The organism is Streptomyces sp. NPDC002788 (assembly GCF_053592115.1).
Window position 1 is genome coordinate 23,988 of record NZ_JBSFVB010000024.1, and the last position, 17,428, is coordinate 41,415.

At 70.2% G+C, this 17,428-nt stretch carries 12 protein-coding genes and 2 pseudogenes; 10 read left to right on the forward strand and 4 right to left on the reverse strand.

Features of this window, described 5'->3' with window-relative positions; translation table 11 throughout:
• The first annotated feature begins 5 nt into the window (after positions 1-5).
• The 3 genes from ACWD1U_RS33110 (at position 6) to ACWD1U_RS33120 (ending at position 4,379) form a co-directional block, all read left to right on the forward strand.
• Positions 6-914 carry a sugar ABC transporter permease gene (locus tag ACWD1U_RS33110; protein ID WP_451113060.1) on the forward strand — a complete coding sequence of 303 codons (909 nt, stop codon included), beginning with the start codon at positions 6-8 and terminating at the stop codon, positions 912-914.
• Positions 915-1,128: 214 nt separating this feature from the next.
• Positions 1,129-2,886, forward strand: coding sequence for a glycoside hydrolase family 13 protein (locus ACWD1U_RS33115; protein ID WP_451113122.1), 1,758 nt, complete (start codon positions 1,129-1,131; stop codon positions 2,884-2,886).
• 119 nt (positions 2,887-3,005) lie between these two features.
• Entirely contained in the window at positions 3,006-4,379 is a 1,374-nt protein-coding gene (locus ACWD1U_RS33120; protein WP_451113061.1) for an alpha-amylase, read from the forward strand.
• A gap of 51 nt (positions 4,380-4,430) precedes the next feature.
• On the opposite strand, the gene ACWD1U_RS33125 is transcribed toward ACWD1U_RS33120, so the two are convergent.
• On the reverse strand, positions 4,431-4,715 hold the full coding sequence (locus ACWD1U_RS33125) for a hypothetical protein (RefSeq protein ID WP_451113062.1): 285 nt from the start codon (positions 4,713-4,715) through the stop codon (positions 4,431-4,433).
• A gap of 117 nt (positions 4,716-4,832) precedes the next feature.
• On the opposite strand from ACWD1U_RS33125, the gene ACWD1U_RS33130 reads away from it, so the two are divergent.
• The 6 genes and pseudogenes from ACWD1U_RS33130 to ACWD1U_RS33155 all read left to right on the forward strand — a co-directional run bounded on the left by ACWD1U_RS33130 (position 4,833) and on the right by ACWD1U_RS33155 (position 13,233).
• Entirely contained in the window at positions 4,833-5,651 is an 819-nt protein-coding gene (locus ACWD1U_RS33130) for a helix-turn-helix domain-containing protein (protein ID WP_451113063.1), read from the forward strand.
• Between the two features lie 3 nt (positions 5,652-5,654).
• Entirely contained in the window at positions 5,655-5,867 is a 213-nt protein-coding gene (locus tag ACWD1U_RS33135) for a DUF397 domain-containing protein (RefSeq protein WP_451113064.1), read from the forward strand.
• 2 nt (positions 5,868-5,869) lie between these two features.
• Positions 5,870-6,499, forward strand: a pseudogene (locus ACWD1U_RS33140) (glycoside hydrolase); the annotation flags it as partial.
• A gap of 140 nt (positions 6,500-6,639) precedes the next feature.
• Positions 6,640-7,208, forward strand: a pseudogene (locus ACWD1U_RS33145) (non-reducing end alpha-L-arabinofuranosidase family hydrolase); the annotation flags it as partial.
• 118 nt (positions 7,209-7,326) lie between these two features.
• The gene (gene pulA, locus ACWD1U_RS33150) at positions 7,327-12,720 is read left to right on the forward strand and encodes a pullulanase-type alpha-1,6-glucosidase (RefSeq protein WP_451113065.1); all 5,394 of its coding nucleotides are present in this window, start codon (positions 7,327-7,329) and stop codon (positions 12,718-12,720) included.
• Between the two features lie 156 nt (positions 12,721-12,876).
• Positions 12,877-13,233 (forward strand): 5-carboxymethyl-2-hydroxymuconate Delta-isomerase, encoded by a 357-nt coding sequence (locus tag ACWD1U_RS33155; protein ID WP_451113066.1) that lies wholly within the window; start codon positions 12,877-12,879, stop codon positions 13,231-13,233.
• A 226-nt stretch (positions 13,234-13,459) separates the two neighbouring features.
• Here the strand turns inward: ACWD1U_RS33155 and ACWD1U_RS33160 are convergent, their stop codons facing one another.
• The 3 genes from ACWD1U_RS33160 to ACWD1U_RS33170 all read right to left on the reverse strand — a co-directional run bounded on the left by ACWD1U_RS33160 (position 13,460) and on the right by ACWD1U_RS33170 (position 16,742).
• A complete protein-coding gene (locus ACWD1U_RS33160) occupies positions 13,460-14,149 on the reverse strand; it encodes a TetR/AcrR family transcriptional regulator (protein WP_451113067.1) in 690 nt (229 codons plus the stop codon).
• A gap of 94 nt (positions 14,150-14,243) precedes the next feature.
• A complete protein-coding gene (locus ACWD1U_RS33165) occupies positions 14,244-16,166 on the reverse strand; it encodes a hypothetical protein (RefSeq protein WP_451113068.1) in 1,923 nt (640 codons plus the stop codon).
• Positions 16,167-16,214: 48 nt separating this feature from the next.
• Positions 16,215-16,742 (reverse strand): tetratricopeptide repeat protein, encoded by a 528-nt coding sequence (locus ACWD1U_RS33170; protein WP_451113069.1) that lies wholly within the window; start codon positions 16,740-16,742, stop codon positions 16,215-16,217.
• A 164-nt stretch (positions 16,743-16,906) separates the two neighbouring features.
• On the opposite strand from ACWD1U_RS33170, the gene ACWD1U_RS33175 reads away from it, so the two are divergent.
• Complete coding sequence (locus ACWD1U_RS33175) at positions 16,907-17,359, forward strand: hypothetical protein (RefSeq protein ID WP_451113070.1); 453 nt, start codon at positions 16,907-16,909, stop codon at positions 17,357-17,359.
• Positions 17,360-17,428: the final 69 nt, after the last annotated feature.

Here is a 17,428-nt window from a genome sequence, read left to right on the forward strand (position 1 = left end):
GTTCCATGAGTACGACCACCGCCGAGACCTCCGCCCCGGCGACCGAGCGGCGCCCCGCGAACGCCCCCGGCCGCACGCGCCGGCGCGGCGAGCAGAGCCGCGCGGCGTCCCTCGCCTCGCACGCCGTGCTGATCGTGGCGAGCCTGACCGCGCTCTTCCCGGTCGCCTGGCTGTTCTTCCTGTCCCTCGGACCGGACAAGGACGACTACCTCAACCCCGGACGCATCTGGGCCAAGATGACGCTCGACAACTACGCGTTCGTCCTGCGGGACACCAGCTTCTTCGACTGGCTGAAGAGCACGCTGGTCGTGGTGCTGGGCACGACGCTCATCGGAGTCGTCGTCGCCGCGTCCACCGGCTACGCGGTCTCCCGCATGCGGTTCCCCGGCTACCGGAAGCTGATGTGGGTGCTGCTGGTCACCCAGATGTTCCCGATCGCGGTACTGATCGTGCCGATGTACCAGATCCTCTCCGATCTGCGGCTCATCGACAGCTACCTTGGTCTCATCCTTGTCAACTGCACCACGATCGTGCCGTACTGCGCCTGGCTGATGAAGGGCTATTTCGACACCATCCCGTTCGAGATCGACGAGGCGGGGCGCGTCGACGGGCTGACCCCCTTCGGCACGTTCGCGCGGCTCATCCTGCCGCTCGCCAAGCCGGGACTCGCGGTCGCGGCGTTCTACAGCTTCCTCACGGCCTTCGGTGAGGTCGCGTTCGCCTCGACGTTCATGCTGAGCGACGACAACTACACGTTCGCCGTCGGTCTGCAGACGTTCGTGAGCGAGCACGACGCGCAGCGCAACCTGATGGCCGCGACGGCTGTGCTGATCGCGATACCGGCTGCCCTGTTCTTCTACCTGGTGCAGAAGAACCTGGTGACCGGGCTCACCGCGGGTGGCACGAAGGGGTGACGCACGCTCCGCCGGTGGAGCCGAGACGGGTCGTCGCCCGTCGGCGCCGTCGCGGTTGCTCGCGCGGTTCCCAGCGCCCCTCGGGGCACTGCCGAACCGCACTCCCCAAGCCCGGGGTGGCCGCGGCGCCCATCCGACCCCGCAGTGCCGCGGCCACCTCGTCACTCACCCCATGCCTCACATGACCACCTCTCTGTTACGCATCAAGGACGACATGAGCCAGCAGCACTCAGCCGCCTCGACCCCCACTTCCGCGACGGCCGTCGCCACCATCGCCAAGCGGCGCGACTGGTGGCGGGACGCGGTGATCTACCAGGTGTATCCGCGCAGCTTCGCCGACAGCAACGGCGACGGCATGGGCGACCTGGAGGGTGTCCGCACCCGTCTGCCGTACCTGCGCGACCTCGGCGTGGACGCCGTGTGGCTCAGCCCCTTCTATGCCTCGCCGCAGGCCGACGCCGGCTACGACGTCGCCGACTACCGGGCCGTCGACCCCATGTTCGGCAACCTCCTGGACGCCGACGCGCTGATCCGCGACGCCCACGAGCTGGGCCTGCGCATCATCGTCGACCTCGTGCCCAACCACTCCTCCGACCAGCACGAGTGGTTCAAACGGGCCGTCGCCGAGGGCCCGGGCTCCCCGCTGCGGGAGCGCTACCACTTCCGCCCCGGCAAGGGCGAGGACGGCGAACTGCCGCCCAACGACTGGGAGTCGATCTTCGGCGGCCCGGCCTGGACCCGGGTCACCGAACCCGACGGCACACCAGGCGAGTGGTACCTGCACCTCTTCGCACCCGAGCAGCCCGACTTCAACTGGGAGCACCCGGCGGTCGGCGACGAGTTCCGCTCCATCCTGCGCTTCTGGCTGGACATGGGCGTCGACGGTTTCCGGATCGATGTCGCCCACGGTCTGGTGAAGGCGGAGGGGCTGCCCGACCTTGGATCCCACGACCAGGTGAGGCTGCTGGGCAACGATGTCATGCCGTTCTTCGACCAGGAGGGCGTGCACGAGATCTACCGGCAGTGGCGGCTCATCCTCGACGAGTACGCGGAGAAGAAGGGGCCCGAAGGGCCTTCGCCGGAGGGGCGGTGGTGGGAGACGGGCGGGCGGATCTTCGTCGCCGAGGCCTGGACGCCGACCATCGAGCGCACCGCCCACTACGTCCGCCCGGACGAGCTGCACCAGGCCTTCAACTTCCAGTACCTCAGCACCCACTGGGACGCCGCCGAGATGCGCGAGGTCATCGACCGCACGCTGGACGCCATGCGCCCGGTCGGCGCCCCCGCCACCTGGGTGCTGTCCAACCACGACGTCACCCGGCACGCCACCCGGTTCGCCAACCCGGCCGGCCTCGGCACCCAGATCCGCCTGGCCGGCGACCGGGAGCTGGGCCTGCGCAGGGCCCGCGCCGCGACCCTGCTGATGCTGGCGCTGCCCGGTTCCGCGTACATCTACCAGGGTGAGGAGCTCGGCCTGCCCGACGTCGTCGACCTGCCGGACGAGGTGCGCCAGGACCCGGCCTACTTCCGGGGCGCGGGCCAGGACGGCTTCCGCGACGGGTGCCGGGTGCCGATCCCGTGGACCAGGACCGGATCGTCGTACGGCTTCGGCGACGGGGGCAGCTGGCTGCCGCAGCCGGACGGCTGGGGCGAGCTGAGCGTCGAGGCGCAGACCGGTGTGCCCGGCTCGACGCTGGAGCTGTACCGGGCCGCGCTCGCCGTGCGCCGCGAGCAGCCCGACCTCGGGGCCGGTACCTCGGTGGAGTGGCTGCGGGCGCCCGAGGGCGTGCTCGCCTTCCGGCGCGGGGAGTTCGTGTGCGTCGCGAACACCACCGGCGAGTCCGTGGCGATGCCGGCGTACGGCCGGGTGCTGGTCGCGAGCGGGGAGATCGTCGAGGTCGACGACGAGGCGAAGGTGCCCGCCGACACCACGGTGTGGTGGACCACCGCGACCGCGGGGGCCCGCGCCTGAATTTCCTTTGAATTTCGTACGGCCCGCTGCCCTTTCGGGTGGCGGGCCTTTACCATCTGCGTTACCGCAAGGTTTCTGAACCTTGCAGCAAGAACCTTCAACGAAGAAGGAAACCCCACATGGCACGCAGATTCCTCGCCACCGCCGTCGCGCTCGCCGCGGTCTCGGTTGTCATGAACACGACTAGTGCACAGGCCTCCCCACCTGGCACCAAGGACGTCACCGCCGTCCTCTTCGAGTGGAAATTCGCCTCGGTGGCCCGCGAGTGCACCACCACCCTCGGGCCCACCGGGTACGGCTACGTCCAGGTCTCCCCGCCCGCCGAGCACATACAGGGCCCTCAGTGGTGGACGTCGTACCAGCCGGTCAGCTACAAGATCGCCGGCCGGCTCGGTGACCGCGCGGCCTTCCGGAACATGGTGAACACCTGCCACGCGGCCGGTGTGAAGGTCGTCGTCGACACGGTCGTCAACCACATGTCGGCGGGCAACGGCACCGGCACCGGCGGCTCGTCGTACACGAAGTACGACTACCCCGGCCTGTACTCCTCGTACGACTTCGACGACTGCACGAGCCATATCAGCAACTACCAGGATCGCTGGAACGTCCAGCGCTGCGAACTGGTCGGCCTCGCCGACCTGGACACGGGGGAGGGCTACGTCCGCGGGGCCATAGCCGGGTACATGAACGACCTGCTCTCCCTCGGCGTGGACGGCTTCCGCGTCGACGCGGCCAAGCACATGGACGCCGCCGACCTGGCGAACATCAAGTCCAGGCTGAGCGATCCGTCGGCGTACTGGAAGCAGGAGGTCATCCACGGCAGCGGAGAGGCCGTGCAGCCCACCGAGTACTCGGGCAACGGCGACGTCCAGGAGTTCCGCTACGCCTACGACCTCAAGCGGGTCTTCAACAACGAGAACCTCGCCTATCTGAGGAACTACGGCGAGGGCTGGGGCTATATGAACAGCTCGGTGGCCGGCGTCTTCGTCGACAACCACGACACCGAGCGCAACGGCTCCACGCTGAACTACAAGGACGGCGCCCATTACACCCTGGCCCACGTGTTCATGCTCGCCTGGCCCTACGGCGCCCCCGACATCAACTCCGGGTACGAGTTCACCGACCACGACGCCGGCCCGCCGAACGGCGGCCAGGTGAACGCCTGCTGGCAGGACGGCTGGAAGTGCCAGCACAACTGGCCGGAGATCAGGTCCATGGTCGGCTTCCGCAACGCCACACGCGGCGAGCCGGTCACCGACTGGTGGGACAACGGCGGCGACGCCATCGCCTTCGGCCGGGGCGGCAAGGGGTTCGTGGCCATCAACCACGAGCCGGGCTCGCTGAGCCGGACGTACCAGACGTCGCTGCCTGCGGGGACGTACTGCAATGTCCAGAACAACACGACGGTGACGGTGAACTCCGGCGGACAGTTCACCGCCACCCTGGGCTCCAACACCGCCCTGGCGATCCACGCCGGCAAGTCCAGCTGCTGAGCCGCCTCGCGACGAGCTGCCCGGCGCGCGTGCTCACGCTTGCCGGGCGAGCTATCGAAGACGGTTGACGCTCTGCCGGTTCGCCTCCCGGACCTTGGCGAGCAGCTCGTTCTCCCGCAGAGCCGCGGCCAACTTCCGGGCCGTGTGCGGGGTGCAGCGTCCGAGATCCACAAGGGGCGGCAGGTAGTCGCTTGCGAGGCAGACGGTGTCCAGGCCCAGGGACGGCAGCAGGACGCCCACTTCGGCGAGGGCCGCGCCCAGTTCGTCGCTCGCCGCCTTCGCGTCCCGGATCTGTGCGCTCCTCGCACCGTCTGTCCTGCGCTCCGCCCTTGCCATGTCTGCCGCACCTCTCTCGTGCTGATCGCGACTTCCACCCATGAGCATCGGTGCGTACGGCTACGATCACCAGGGGTAACGGTTTTCGCGGTGCCGGAACGAAAACGGGGGTCAGCGATGCCCGCGCCGAAGGAACTCGACCCGTCCATCTCGCTCCCCGCCCTCTACGGCGTGAAGCTTCGCAAGCTCCGCATCCGCGCCGGCTTCACCCAGCGCCGGCTCGGCGACAAGATCCCCATCGCGCACAGCCGTATCGCCCAGTTCGAGCTGGGCAAGGAGACCCCACCCGAAGACGTCAACGCCAGACTCGACGCGATTCTCGGCGCGGATGGCGACCTCATCGACCTGTGGGGCCACATCAAGCGGACGCCGATCCCGGACTGGGCGCGGAAGTTCGTGGAGTACGAGGCCAAGGCGACCAGGATGCTCAAGTACATGGCGCAAGCTGTGCCCGGTCTCCTCCAAACGGAGGCTTACGCACGTGCCCTGCTGCGCATCAGCCGCCCTCGTGACACCGACGCCGAGGTTGAGGAGCTGGTGACAGCCCGACTTGCGCGGCAGGCGATTCTCGAGCGGAGTGCTCCGCCGCTGCTGTGGTGCATCCTGGACGAGGCGGTGCTTCGCCGCCCCGTCGGAGGCCGCGCGGTGATGCGCGAGCAGTTGGCACATGTGCTCCGCATGGCGCGGACACCGCACGTGGTCGTACAGGTACTGCCCTTCGGGCAGGGCGAACACCCGGTCATGGGAGGGTCGTTGACCCTCCTGGGCTTCGAGCGTGGGCCCGACGTGGCCTACACCGAAGGTTCCCACTCCGGGGAGCTGGTGGAGACGCCGGAGGAGGTCGCCGAGTATGCCCTGGCCTACGATCTGCTCCAGGCCAAGGCCCTCCCTCCTGACGAGTCTCTGGCTGTGATCCGTTCCGCGATGGAGGAGTAGCTCATGCGTGCCGCGCGAACCGACCTGAGCAGCGCCAGGTGGCGCAAAAGTACGTACAGCAATGGTCAGGGGGGAGACTGCCTGGAGTTCGCCGACAACATCCCCGGCATCGTCCCCGTCCGCGACAGCAAGAATCCCACCGGCCCGGCTCTGCTCCTCGCCCCCTCCGCCTGGGCGGCGTTCATCGGGGGGATACGCCGAACCGGCTGCTCGTGACGGTGAGGTACGGCCGGCCACGGGCGTCGCCGGCGGACACCCGGGCGGACGCCTCGGCGACCGTCAACGGGTCCACCCGGCACCAGCCGATCGACGGCTTCGGCATCTCCGAGCACTTCGGCCGGGCCGAGATCATGCGAGGCTCGCAGGGCCTGCCCGCCCAGCGCCAACGCGAGATCCTCGACCTGCTGTTCAGCAGGACCACCGGCGTCGGGCTGAGCATCCTGCGCCTCGGCATCGACTCGGGCATCCAGCCGACCGACCCCGGCGGACCGAACGCGACCCCCAAGTACGTCTGGGACCGCGACGACAAGGGCCAGGTGTGGCTCGCCCGGCAGGCCAAGGCGTACGGAGTGAACCGCTTCTACGCCGACGCCTGGAGCGCCCCGGGCTATATGAAGACCAACGGCACCGACGCGAACGGCGGCACGCTGTGCGGCCTCGCCGGTGCCACCTGCGCGAGCGGCGACTGGCGCCGGGCGTACGCCAACAACTTCGTGCAATATGCCAAGTTCTACGCCCAGGAAGGCATCCGTATCACGGACCTGGGGTTCGTCAACGAGCCCGACTACACCGCCCCGTACGACTCCATGCGGCTCACGTCCGCCCAGGCGGCCGAGTTCACCAAGGTCTTCGGGCCGGTCGCGTGGGCCGGCGGATACAAGGTCGTCTGCTGCGACTCCTTCGGCTGGAACCAGCAGAAGAACTACACCAGGGCGATCGAGGCCGACGCGACGGCCCGCGGCTTCGTCGACACCCACGCCGGCCACACATGCCGCAGATCATCAGGGACAACATCGGCAGCGGCCACTGGGTGGACTTCTGGGTCGTCTGCGACAGCGCCAAGTGCTACCTGTTCTCCTCCGACGACAACGGCCACCTGTACCGGTCGGAGACCTCGCGGGTCAACTACCCGAACGGCTTCACCAACACCGTCATCGCGTTGCAGGACTCCAACAAGTACCGCCTGTGGGAGGCCGCCAACGTCTACAAGATCAAGGCTCGAACACCTACCTGCTGCTCAACGAGGCCATCGGCAGCGACGGCAAGCGGTACTTCCGGTCCTGGACGTCGAACAGCATCGCCGGCAGCTGGAAGCCGCTGGCCGACACCGAGTCCAACCCCTTCGCGCGCTCGAACAACGTCACCTTCGGCGGCACCCCCTGGACCCGGGACATCAGCCACGGCGAGATGGTCCGCCACACCAACGACCAGACACTGACCGTCAATCCGTGCCGACTCTAGTACCTCCACCAGGGCATGGACCCCGCGGCGAGCGGCCCCTACAACACGCTCCCGTGGCGGCTGGGCCTGCTGACGCAGACCAACTCGACCTGCTGAGGGCGCCGCTGAAAAATCTTTCCAACGGTTTCAGGACTCTTGCTGTAAGCGTTTCGGCGGCGATACGGTCGCGCGGGGTCGGACCCGAGAGAGCCGCAATCGCAAGGAGTCCACGTCAGTGATACCGAGATGGCCGGTGCCGTCCAGGCGCCGAACCTCCCGTGCCGGACGGGTCGCTGCGGTCACCGCGACCGCGCTGGCCGCAGCACTCGTCCAGCCTCTCGCCGCCGGGGCGGCCACTCCGCCGGCGCCTCCGTCCGACGCGAAGCTCGCCGCCGAGCCCGCCCGCCACGACGCCACCCGTGAGCAGTTCTACTTCGTCCTGCCGGACCGCTTCGCCAACGGCGACCCGCGCAACGACAAGGGCGGGCTGACCGGTTCGCGCCTGTCCACCGGCTACGACCCCACCGACAAGGGCTTCTACCAGGGTGGCGACCTCAAGGGCCTGACCAAGAAGCTCGACTACATCAAGGGCCTGGGCACCACCGCCCTCTGGATGGCCCCGATCTTCAAGAACCAGCCCGTGCAGGGCACCGGAGCGAACGCATCCGCCGGTTACCACGGTTACTGGATCACCGACTTCACCCAGGTCGACCCGCACTTCGGCACCAACGAGGACCTTGCGACCCTCATCGACAAGGCCCACGCCAAGGGCATGAAGGTCTTCTTCGACGTCATCACCAACCACACCGCGGACGTCGTCGACTACGAGGAGAAGTCCTACGACTACCTGTCCAAGGGGGCGTTCCCGTACCTGACGAAGGACGGCAGGCCCTTCGACGACGCGGACTACGCGGACGGGCAACGGGACTTCCCCGAGGTCGACAGCGGCTCCTTCCCGCGCACGCCGAAGGTCACCGGCAGGAACAAGGTCCCGTCCTGGCTCAACGACCCGACGATGTACCACAACCGCGGCGACTCCACCTTCGCCGGTGAGAGCTCCGCCCACGGTGACTTCTCCGGGCTCGACGACCTGTGGACCGAGCGGCCCGAGGTCGTGCGGGGCATGGAGAAGATCTACCAGCGCTGGGTACGGGACTTCGACGTCGACGGCTTCCGGATCGACACCGTGAAGCACGTCAACATGGAGTTCTGGACCCAGTGGGCGACCGCCCTCGACGCCTATGCCGCCAAGCAGGGCCGGGACGACTTCTTCATGTTCGGCGAGGTGTACTCGGCCGACACGGACGTCACCTCCCCGTACGTCACCCAGGGCCGCCTCGACGCCACGCTCGACTTCCCGTTCCAGGAGGCGGCCCGCCAGTACGCCTCGCAGGGCGCGAGCGCGCAGAAGCTCGCCGATGTCTTCGGCGACGACTACAAGTACACGACCGGCAAGGCCAACGCGTACGAGCAGGTCACCTTCCTCGGCAACCACGACATGGGCCGGATCGGGTCCTTCCTGAAGCAGGACGACCCGAAGGCCAGCGACGCCGAGCTCCTCGCCAAGGACAAGCTCGCCAACGAGCTGATGTTCCTCAGCCGCGGCAACCCCGTCGTCTACTACGGCGACGAGCAGGGCTTCACCGGCCCGGGCGGCGACAAGGACGCCCGGCAGACCATGTTCGCCTCGCGCACCGCCGACTACCTCGACGACGACCGCATCGGCACCGACCGCACCCACGCCGAGGACGCCTACGACACCAAGGCGCCGCTCTACCGGCAGATCAGCGCCCTCGCGGCGCTCCGCAAGGCCAACCCCGCGCTCACCGACGGCGTCCAGCAGCAGCGGTACGCGGCAGACGGCCCGGGCGTCTACGCCTTCTCCCGCACCGACGCGAAGAACGGCACCGAGTACGTCGTCGCCTTCAACAACGCGGGCGAGGCCAGGACGGCGACCTTCCCGACCGGCTCGGCCGGCATGACCTTCAAGGGCATCCACGGCACCAGCGCCTCCCCGAAGAGCGACGGCGACAAGAAGCTCACCGTCACCGTCCCGGCCGGCTCGGCGATCGTCCTCAAGGCGTCCGGCAGGCTCGCCAAGCCCGCCACCGCGCCGACGATCACCCTGAAGGCCCCGGCGGCCGGCGCCACCGGCACCGTCGAGCTCACCGCCGATGTGGACGGCGGGCAGCTCAACCGAGTCGTCTTCGCCGCCCAGACCGGCAACGGAAAGTGGCAGGTCCTCGGCTCCGCCGACCACGCCCCGTTCAAGGTCACCCACACGATCGGGAAGGACGTGGCGCGCGGCACGGCCCTGCGCTACAAGGCCGTCGTCATCGACTCGGCCGACCGCACCGCGAGCGCCCTCGCCGCCTCCACCACCGGCACCCCGCCCGCCGAGGAGCCGCCCACCGTCTCCTCCCGCGACTACGCGATCGTGCACTACAAGCGCGCCGACGGGGACTACGCCGACTGGGGCCTGTACGCCTGGGGCGACCTGGCCGAGGGCGAGACCACCGAGTGGCCCGAGAGCCACCCCTTCACCGGCCGGGACGCCTACGGGGCCTTCGCCTACGTCAAGCTCAAGCCCGGCGCCTCGAAGGTCGGCTTCCTCGTCATCGACAAGGACGGCGACAAGGACGTCTCCGCCGACCGCACGATCGACGTCACCAGGACCGGCGAGATCTGGATCGAGCAGGGCAAGGAGACCGTCACCACCGAGCGGCCCGAGTACCCGGCGCCCGACAAGGGCAAGGCCGTCCTGCACTACCACCGGGCCGACGGGAACTACGACGGCTGGGGCCTGCACGTCTGGACCGGCGCCGCGAACCCCACCGAGTGGTCGAAGCCCCTCGAACCGGTCAAGACTGATTCCTATGGCGCAGTCTTCGAGGTACCGCTCACCGACGGAGCCACCAGCCTCAGCTACATCCTGCACATGGGCGACGAGAAGGACCTGCCCACCGACCAGTCGCTCGACCTCAAGGCGAACGGCCACGAGGTGTGGCTGTTGAGCGGGCAGGAGAAGCACCTGCTCCCGCAGCCCGCGGGCAGTGCCGCCGCCCTCGACCTGACCACGTCCAAGGCGGTCTGGGTCGACCGGAACACCCTCGCCTGGAACGGCTCCGACGCGGCCGCCTCCACCCAGCTGCTCTACGCCCGCGACGGCTCGATCGCGGTGCGGGACGGCGCCCTGACCGGCGACGCGAAGTGGCTGCGCCTGTCGAAGAGCGAGCTGACCGACGCCCAGAAGGCGAGGTTCCCGCACCTGAAGGAGTACGACGCCTGGAGCGTCGACCCACGCGACCGCGACCGGGTCCGCGAGGCCCTGCGCGGCCAGGTCGTCGCCACGCAGCACGCCGCGAACGGGGCCGTGCTCGCGGCCACCGGCGTCCAGATCGCCGGTGTCCTGGACGACCTGTACGACGCCACGCGGGCCGACCTGGGGCCGACGTTCTCCCGGGGCCGCCCCACCCTGTCGGTGTGGGCGCCGACCGCGCAGTCCGTCGCCCTGGAGCTGGAGGGAAAGACCGTCGCCATGCGCCGCGACGACACCACCGGCGTCTGGTCCGTCACCGGCCCGAAGTCCTGGAAGGGCAAGCCCTACCGGTACGTCGTGAAGGTCTGGGCGCCCAGCGTCCGCGAGGTCGTCACCAACAAGGTCACCGACCCCTACGCCCTCGCCCTCACCGCCGACTCCGAGCACAGCCTCGTCGCCGATCTGGACGACAAGGCCCTCAAGCCCGCCGGCTGGTCGACGTACACCAAGCCCAGGGCCGTACCGCTGCGGGACGCCCAGATCCAGGAGCTGCACATCCGGGACTTCTCCGTGGAGGACCGGACGGCGAAGCACCCCGGAACCTACCTCGCCTTCACCGACAAGGGCAGCGACGGCTCCAAGCACCTGCGGGAGCTGGCGGAGGCGGGCACCTCGTACGTCCACCTGCTGCCCGCGTTCGACATCGCCACCATCCCGGAGCGCACGGCCGACCAGGAAAAGACCGACTGCGACCTCGCCTCCTACCCGGCCGACTCGGACAAGCAACAGGAGTGCGTCGGCAAGATCGCCGCGAAGGACGCCTACAACTGGGGCTACGACCCGTACCACTACACGGTCCCCGAGGGTTCCTACGCCACCGACCCGGACGGCACCGCCCGCACCGTCGAGTTCCGCACGATGGTGAAGGCGCTGAACGACGACGGTCTTCGGGTCGTCATGGACGTCGTCTACAACCACACCGCGGCCGGCGGGCAGGAGAAGACGAGCGTCCTCGACAGGATCGTCCCCGGCTACTACCAGCGGCTTCTCGCCGACGGCTCGGTCGCGAACAGCACCTGCTGCGCCAACACGGCCACCGAGAACGCCATGATGGCCAAGCTCGTCGTCGACTCGGTCGTGACCTGGGCCAGGGAGTACAAGGTCGACGGCTTCCGCTTCGACCTCATGGGCCACCACCCCAAGGCCAACATCCTGGCGGTCAGGAAAGCCCTGGACGAGCTGACCCTCGCCAAGGACGGCGTCGACGGCAAGAAGATCATCCTGTACGGCGAGGGCTGGAACTTCGGCGAGGTAGCCGACGACGCCCGGTTCGTGCAGGCCACGCAGAAGAACATGGCCGGCACCGGCATCGCCACCTTCTCCGACCGCGCCCGCGACGCCGTGCGCGGCGGCGGCCCCTTCGACGACGACCCCGGCGTCCAGGGCTTCGCCTCCGGCCTGTACACCGCACCCAACTCCTCGAAGAGCAACGGCACCCCGGCCGAGCAGAAGGCCCGCCTTCTGCACTACCAGGACCTCATCAAGGTGGGCCTGACCGGCAACCTGGGCGCCTTCACGTTCACGGACACCAGCGGCAAGGAGGTCAAGGGCTCCGAGGTCGACTACAACGGCGCCCCCGCCGGCTACGCCGACGCCCCGGGCGACGCCCTCGCCTACGCCGACGCCCACGACAACGAGTCCCTGTTCGACGCGCTCGCCTTCAAGCTGCCGACGGACACGACGGCGTCCGACCGGGCCCGGATGCAGGTCCTGGCCATGGCGACGGCCACCCTCTCGCAGGGCCCGGCCCTCTCCCAGGCGGGCACCGACCTGCTGCGCTCCAAGTCCCTGGACCGCAACTCCTACGACAGCGGCGACTGGTTCAACGCCGTCCACTGGAACTGCGCCGACGGCAACGGCTTCGGCCGCGGACTGCCCATGGCGGCCGACAACATGGGCAAGTGGCCGTACGCCAAGCCGCTGCTGACCAAGGTCAGGGTGGGCTGCGAGCAGATCGAGGGCGCCTCTGCCGCGTACCGCGACCTGCTGCGGATCCGCAGCACCGAGAAGGACTTCTCCCTCGGCACGGCCGAGCAGGTGCGGTCCCGGCTCTCCTTCCCGCTGTCCGGCAAGGACGAGACGCCCGGCGTGATCACCATGCGGCTCGGTGACCTCGTCGTCGTCTTCAACGCCACCCCCGAGCGGCAGGAGCAGCGCGTGCCCGCACTCGCCGGGACCGGCTACCGGCTGCATCCGGTGCAGGCGGCAGGGGCGGACGCCATCGCGAAGTCCTCCGCCTATGCGGCGCAATCGGGCACTTTCGCCGTTCCGGCGCGCACGGTCGCGGTCTTCACCCGGGCCGTCGGATAGCCCACCGGGGCAGCTGGGGCGGACCGCGACCGGCGGGCCGCCCCACCTGCGGCCAGGGACCGTCGTCACATCCCCGTCGTCGCCCGGAGGGTGGGGGAGGCGGGGATGTGACGACAGGGCCTAGGGTGGGCCCATCGACCTGGAACAGGAGTGCTGATGCCGCAGATCACCGTCGACTATTCCGCCGACCTCGCGGACGACTTCGACCGGCCCGGGTTCGCCAAGGCGCTGCACGAGGCGACGGTCGAGATCGCGGCCGCCAAGCCGCCGGCGTGCAAGACCCGGTTCCGCCCGACCGAGGACATCGTGGTCGGCCCCGAGGCCGAGGGACACGCCCATGTGCACGTCCACATCGCGCTGCTCGCAGGCCGCACCGACGAGACCAAGGCCCGGCTCACCGAGGCCGCGCTGGAGCTGCTGCGCAGGCATCTGAAGCCCGCCGACGGCCTCGCGCTGCACGCCTCCGCCGAAGTCCGTGACCTGGACCCCTCGTACCGGAAGTTCGAAAGCTAGGGCCTGTCGTTCGGCGCACGCCGCAGAGGCGGGGTCGGGACACGCGTCTGCCGCGTTGTCGTCACTCTCCCCGACTCTCGGCTTCGCTCGAACGGGAGGGGTATCCGCCGCTCCGCATCGACTCCCGGCTCCGCCCTGCCGCCGCACGCACCAGACCCCGCTCACGGCGATGACGGGCCCCGGCCGATTCCCTGCGACCTGATCCCACCGACAGGCCCTGCCCGTCTCAGCCCGCCAGGGCCATCAGCCGGCCGGCCAGGCCCGCGAACGGGCCGTCGGCCGGCTCGTCCTCGACGATGCCGCGCAGCAGCGCGGCCATCTCCTCGTCGTGGGCGGCGCTGACCGCGGCGAGCGCGGCGAAGTCGATGACGAGCTGGGACTCCAGCTCCTCGCGCGGGATGCGCCTGCCGTCCAGCCAGATCAGTGCCGTCGACTCGGCCAGCGAGATCCAGGAACGGACCACCAGTTCGAGGCGCGCGGGCGGATCCTTCACGCCCATGTGCGAAAGGATCTGGACATACGCGGCCTGCCGTACGGAGGCGACGAGCGCGTTGGTCGTCGACGAGCCGACGGCCGGCCCGCCGCGCATCAGGGCGGAGAAACCGGGCCCGTGCTCGTCCACGAAGTCGAAGTAGCGGCGCATCACGCGCAGCAGCCGGGCACCCAGCGGACCCTCGTGCGGCTCCACGAACCGGCCCGCGAGATCGTCCGAGGCCCGCTTCAACGCGGCTTCGTACAAGCTGAGTTTGCCAGGGAAGTAGTGGTAGACCAACGGGCGTGATATGCCGGCGGCCGACGCTATCTCGTCGATGGAGACGTCGTCGGGCGAGCGGCGGCTGAAGAGTTCGAGGGCGACGCCGATCAGCTGCTGCCGCCGCTCCTCGACTCCCATTCTGCGGCGAACCCCGGTAGTCATACGAACACCTTACCGATCGATTCCGGCCTCGAACGGGCCGGATCGATCGCGCACGTTCGCCGGAGTCCACCCGGGCGGGCCGCGGAACCGTCCGTCAGCGCAGCCCGCCGACCGAACGCCCGTCCTTCAGCGTCCCTCTGAGCTCGGCCTGCGCCCCCTGCTCGGCCGGCACGGTCAGCAGACTGCTCGGCGCCGCCCCGTCGACCCCGCCGGACGCCCGGATCGACGCGGTGTCCCGGCTGCCGGCGGCCAGCAGGTACCAGCCACCCGCCTTCGACTTCCACAGCACCCCGGCCAGCACATGCGGGTCACGCGCCCCGCACGCCGGTACGTTCTCCGCCTTCGCCGCCACCGCCCCGTACGCCCCGCCCGGCGTGTGGAACTGCGCCAGAACCCGGGCGCCGCCGCCCCGCCAGGTCTCTGCCCGTGTGCACACCCAGGCCGCCGATCCGCTCGCGTCGGGCAGCGGCTGCTCGTTGAACGCCCAGGCGTTGACGCTGCGCACGCCCGCGGAACGCAGCGTGCCCAGCGAGCAGGCGAACGGCTCCCAGGTGCGCAGCGCAGCCGTGCGGGACGCCTCACCCGGGGACCCGGGCCGCCCGGCGGTGAGCCGGGCCGGGACCAGCTCGCCCAGGTCGGTCAGCAGGCGGGTCCCGGTGCCGTCGGCGAGCTGCAGCACGTTCCACGAGGTGCACGGCCCCGACCGCAGGGCCGGGCTGGCCAGCGGCGCGGTCACGCCGTCGGTGAGGCCGAGGTCCATGGCGCCGGAGCCCGGCTTCATCAGATCCCGCTCGCCCGCCGTCGTGACCCAGGGGGCCGTCAGATACCGGACGTTGCCGTCGGCCCGGCCGAGGACCACCGCGCCCGACTCGGCCCGCCCCGCGCCGTCGACCCGGGCGAAGTCGAGGGCGGCGCCCCGGGTGCCGTCCGTCGGTTCCGCGTACCGGGCGATGCGCAGACCGTCGTACAGGATCACCACGCGCGCCGCGTCGACCGTCCCCGCGTACAGCAGCTGGGGCGGTCCGGCCGGGCCGCCGGACAGGGTGCCGGGCGTCGCCGACACCTGGACCGTCTCGCCGGGGCGGGCCCAGACGGCCAGGGCGCGACGCAGCAGGGCCTGGTCGCCGGTGCGGTCGCCGCGGGCCGGCCACACGGAGAAGTCGGTGCGCGCCGAGCTGCGCCACGCCGTGGGGGAGACCCGGGTCAGCTTCGCCGGGTCCAGGGCGGCCTGAGCGGCCGGGTTCCGTGCGTACGGGGGTGCGGCGGCACCGTCGGGGCCCCAGCCCTCCCCGGGCAGTCCCAGCAGCGCCCCGCACACCAGCAGCGCCGCACCGGCGGCCAGGGCGGCCTTCAGGTGCTGGCGGCGCCGCATCAGATCGGTGGGCCGGGCCTGCAGCGAGCAGGGGTCGAACTCGGGGGAGTCCAGCAGCCCGTACTGCGCGGGGACCCCGCCGGCCTCCAGCAGCGCACCCTCCGGGTCGGCGACGCCCGCCGCCGCGAGGACCTCGCCCACCCCCTCGTCCGTGAGCCGCTCCAGGCCGCGCAGGGCGTACGCGGCCCGGGCGGGTCCGGACAGGGTGGACAGCCGCTGGTCCAGGGCGAGTTCGTCGGCGCCGCCGGAACGCGGGAACAGCTTCAGGCCCCACACCTGCGGCAGCAGCGCAGGCAGCTGGGACCTCTTGGGCCACGCCATGAGCCTCAGCGGCAGCCCCGCCTCCAGCGCCGTACGCAGCACCTGGAGCCGGATCAGGGCGTAACCCGGGTCGCCGTCCCGGCCGGTCGACTGGGCCGGGATCACGGGGGCGGAAGTGCGGTTGCGGGGGAGGGCGCGCTGGGTGAGGGCGTGTGCGGTCAGGACGCGCCTGCTGCGGCTCAGGCGCGGCGGCAGCACCAGGTAGGCCAGGCGGACCAGCCGTGGATAGTGCTCGACGAGGGCGGCCTCGGCCTGCCCGACGTCGACGACCTGGCCGGCCGGGGAGGGGGGTGCGGGGCGCTGGGCGACATCCTGTGACTGCACGTTCAGCAGAACGAGCGAATCCTTGGATGGTCACCTGACTGCGGAGCGTTACGCCCCCGGCCGCTCCCCGGGCTCCACGAGCAGCCGGGCGTAGTTCGCCATCGACCGCTGGTACCGCGGCAGGTGCGGGGCCAGGGCGCCCAGGGCCAGCGACAGCGCCTCTCGGTCACGGCCCAGGCTGGACAGGCACAGGGCGAGACAGGCACGCACGGCGTCGTCCAGTTCGTCGGACGGCGCGTCCAGTTCGGGTTCCAGTAGCTCGACGCCCTCTTCGGCCTGCCCGATGTTCCGCAGCGAGCTGGCCAGCTGGATCTTCGTGCGGCGGGCCTTGTAGGGGCTTGCGTCGGCGAGACCGAGCTCCAGCGCCTCCCGGTACAGCGGGACCGCCTTGTCCGAGTGACCTGTCGAGTCCCAGGCGCAGGCCTGCTCGAACGGTCCGAGCGGGCTGCCTTCGGGCAGTTCGGCGACGAGGGCGTCGACGTCGGCGCGGAAGCGGGCCTCGTCCTCCTCGGTTTCGGCGTAGTCGTCGAACCCGGCCCACGCAGCGGCCACGCGATCTTCCCAGTCCTGGTTCATCGGGACACCCTCGCACAGCGGTGCGCGCGGAGGCACGAGAATTTTGAGCGCTTCGGGCTCCGCGGCCGTATCGAAGGCGAGAGCCTCTCGCCGGGGCTCCGTGCGGCATGTGTCCGGACCGTGCCGTGACCAGGACCGTGCCGTCACAAGGACCGGAGGAACAGATGAGGGTGACCCGACCGATGCTGGCGCTGAGCGGCGCGGTGGCGATACTGGCGCTGGCCGGCTGCGGATCCGGCGGCAAGGACGAGGCGGCCGTTCCGGAGACGGTGACCGGCAGCCTGGAGCACATCGCGGCCGAGGCCGAGTGCAAGCCGAACATGCAGACCGACGCGGACACCATCCGCCAGGCCATCTGCAAGAAGGGCAAGGAGAAGTACGTCCTCGCGACCTTCTCCACGGACCGCGGGCAGCGCGAGTGGATCAACACGGCCAAGGACTACGGCGGTTTCTACCTGGTTGGGCGCAAGTGGGTGGCCGTCGGCCACGAGGATGTGCTGCAAGGCCTGCGCAGCGCGCTGGGTGGCACCGTCGAGGTGGGGCTCAACCACGCGGATCACTCCACCGGTGGCGGAGAGGGCGACGAGCCGGCGCACTCCGGTCACCGCGACAACTGACAGCTTCGCTTCGCACGACACGCGGAAGCCGGCGGTGGGAGATCCCACCGCCGGCTTTCTACGGGGCTG